Source organism: Pseudescherichia vulneris (assembly GCF_902164725.1).
Lineage (GTDB): Bacteria > Pseudomonadota > Gammaproteobacteria > Enterobacterales > Enterobacteriaceae > Pseudescherichia > Pseudescherichia vulneris.
Genome location: NZ_LR607338.1, coordinates 110,030 through 112,142, shown reverse-complemented (window position 1 = coordinate 112,142; position 2,113 = coordinate 110,030). Strand labels below are relative to the sequence as shown.

Genomic DNA, 2,113 nt, shown 5'->3' with positions numbered 1-2,113 from the left:
CAGTTGAAACTTACAAGTGGCCTGTGCAGCTGGGCGGCGGGGCCGTTGAGTATGCCCAGGCGATCCGCTCCGCCCAGTTTGGCGACGGTTATGAGCAGGTTGCTGATAACGGTATTAACTCCACAGCTATACAGGTCCCGATGAAATATGTCGGCCAGGATACTGAGGCTAACGAGATCCGCGCCTTCCTGCTGGCCCACACGGTCAAGGCATTCATTATCACCCCCCCGGGAGAGGAGAAGGGCCTTTATCGCGTCGTGGCTAACTCAGTGCGTAAGAACCTCATCAGCAGCAACGTTGCGGAGCTGACGTTCACTATCAGACGTGCATATGGAGTTTTCGCATAATGGCTCTGGTCGATCAGGCGGCAAAACTGGCACCCGGTGGCAGGGTGCGCTTAATCAAGGTGGATGCGTCAGAATTTAGTGGCGGGATCCACCGTTTCCACTACAGCCCGTTCCCGCACACGCCAGAGGAAATTGACGCGGCGAACGGAGACGAAGATAAGCTCGGGCCCAAGCCCATTATCTGGGACGGAGAGGCCTATGAGTTCTGGCCCTTCCAGATGTCAGGCCTTGAGCTTTCAACAGACCAGGCGGCAGAGCCTGATCTCAGCGTGTCGAACCTAGACGGCCACATCACAGCGCTGTGTCTGCAGTTCCGGGATATGGTTAACGCGAAGGTGAGCATTATCGACACCTATGCCGTCTATCTCGATGCCGTGAACTTTCCGGGGGGTGTTAACCCGACCGCTGACCCGACAATGTTCTCTCTGCAGACCTTCTGGCTTGATACCAAAACCGCTGAGCATGACGAAACAGTGGCATGGGCCATGAGCAGCCCGGCGGACCTGCAGGGGCTGGTAATACCCACCCGGCAGATCACCTCGCTGTGCGAGTGGGCGATGCGCGGCCAGTATCGCAGCGGCGATGGCTGTACCTACAACGGCACGGCGTATTTCGATGCCAAAGGCAATCCAGTTGCAGACCCGGCGCTGGACGCGTGCGGCGGCTGCCTGAGCGACTGCCGTAAGCGGTTTGGTGCTGGCCTGGCTGAACCCAATACCGCCATCCTCGATTTCGGTGGCTACCCCAGCACGGTTCTGATTTCCCGATAAGGTTTCCCCATGAACAGAACGATAATGGCAGCAATCCGGGCGCATGCGCTGGAGGAGTCGCCGCGCGAGTGCTGTGGCTTCGTTATCCAGGCGGGCCGCCGCCAGCGCTACGTCCCGGTACCGAACAGCCACGAAAACCCGACAGAGCATTTCCGCATCGATGGTGAGCACTGGGCGAATGCCGAAGATACCGGCACGATTATCCGCGTCATTCATTCGCACCCGGGCGATGGTGCCCGGCCTATACCCTCAGACCTTGATCGCCAGCAGTGCAACAACTCTGGCGTGGTCTGGGGCATCTATGCGCCCGACTGCGACGAATACGCGGAAATTACACCGGCAGTTGCACCATTACTAGATCGCCCATTCATTCTCGGTTCTGACGACTGCTGGGGTCTGATAATGGACTGGCACGCCACCCAGGGCGTTACGCTTAATGATTTCCGCGTCGATTACCCCTGGTGGGAAAGCCAGTACCCGGACAGCCTCTATTTCGACAACTGGGAGAAAGAGGGGTTCGTTGAGTGTGACCCGGTGCCTGGCTGCATGGTCATCATGCAGGTGCAGGCTGATAAGTGGAATCATGCCGGGATCATTACTGAGGACGGTGAGTTGCTCCATCACCTTTACGGACACCCATCATGCACCACGCCTTACACGCGCGGCTATTTCAAAGAGCGGACAATGATATGCGTCCGCCATAAAAACTTACCGAAGGAAATCAAACCATGGCGCGTTTAACCACTATTCGCCTGTATGGCGCTCTCGGCGCGCGGTTTGGCCGTGTTCACCGTCTGGCGGTCCAGACCTCAGCCGAGGCAGTGAAAGCCCTGTGCGTCAACTTTGATGGATTCGAAAGCTATCTTATGAACGCGAAGAAAAATGGCATGGTCTTCGCCGTGTTTCGGGGTAAACGCAACATTGGGGTAGAGGACTACCAAAACCTTGGTGGCAATAACGATATCCGCATTGCGCCGGTGATGGAGGGCGCTAAAA

At 57.2% G+C, this 2,113-nt stretch carries 4 protein-coding genes; all 4 read left to right on the top strand.

Features of this window, described 5'->3' with window-relative positions; translation table 11 throughout:
• Nucleotides 1–347, top strand: a 347-nt coding sequence (locus FN633_RS00535) for a phage tail protein (protein WP_154058772.1), incomplete at its 5' end; no start/stop codon positions are given.
• Nucleotides 347–1,117 (top strand): phage minor tail protein L, encoded by a 771-nt coding sequence (locus FN633_RS00530; RefSeq protein ID WP_208673889.1) that lies wholly within the window; start codon nucleotides 347–349, stop codon nucleotides 1,115–1,117. The genes FN633_RS00535 and FN633_RS00530, both read left to right, overlap by 1 nt.
• Before the next feature lie 9 nt (nucleotides 1,118–1,126).
• Nucleotides 1,127–1,858, top strand: coding sequence for a C40 family peptidase (locus FN633_RS00525; RefSeq protein ID WP_154056379.1), 732 nt, complete (start codon nucleotides 1,127–1,129; stop codon nucleotides 1,856–1,858).
• A partial coding sequence (locus tag FN633_RS00520; RefSeq protein ID WP_154058771.1) for a tail assembly protein occupies nucleotides 1,846–2,113 on the top strand: 268 nt, incomplete at its 3' end. The genes FN633_RS00525 and FN633_RS00520, both read left to right, overlap by 13 nt.

Coding starts and splice junctions, on each gene's coding strand:
- FN633_RS00530 (WP_208673889.1), top strand. CDS start 347: ATGGCTCTGGTCGATCAGGCGGCAAAACTGGCACCCGGTGGCAGGGTG.
- FN633_RS00525 (WP_154056379.1), top strand. CDS start 1,127: ATGAACAGAACGATAATGGCAGCAATCCGGGCGCATGCGCTGGAGGAG.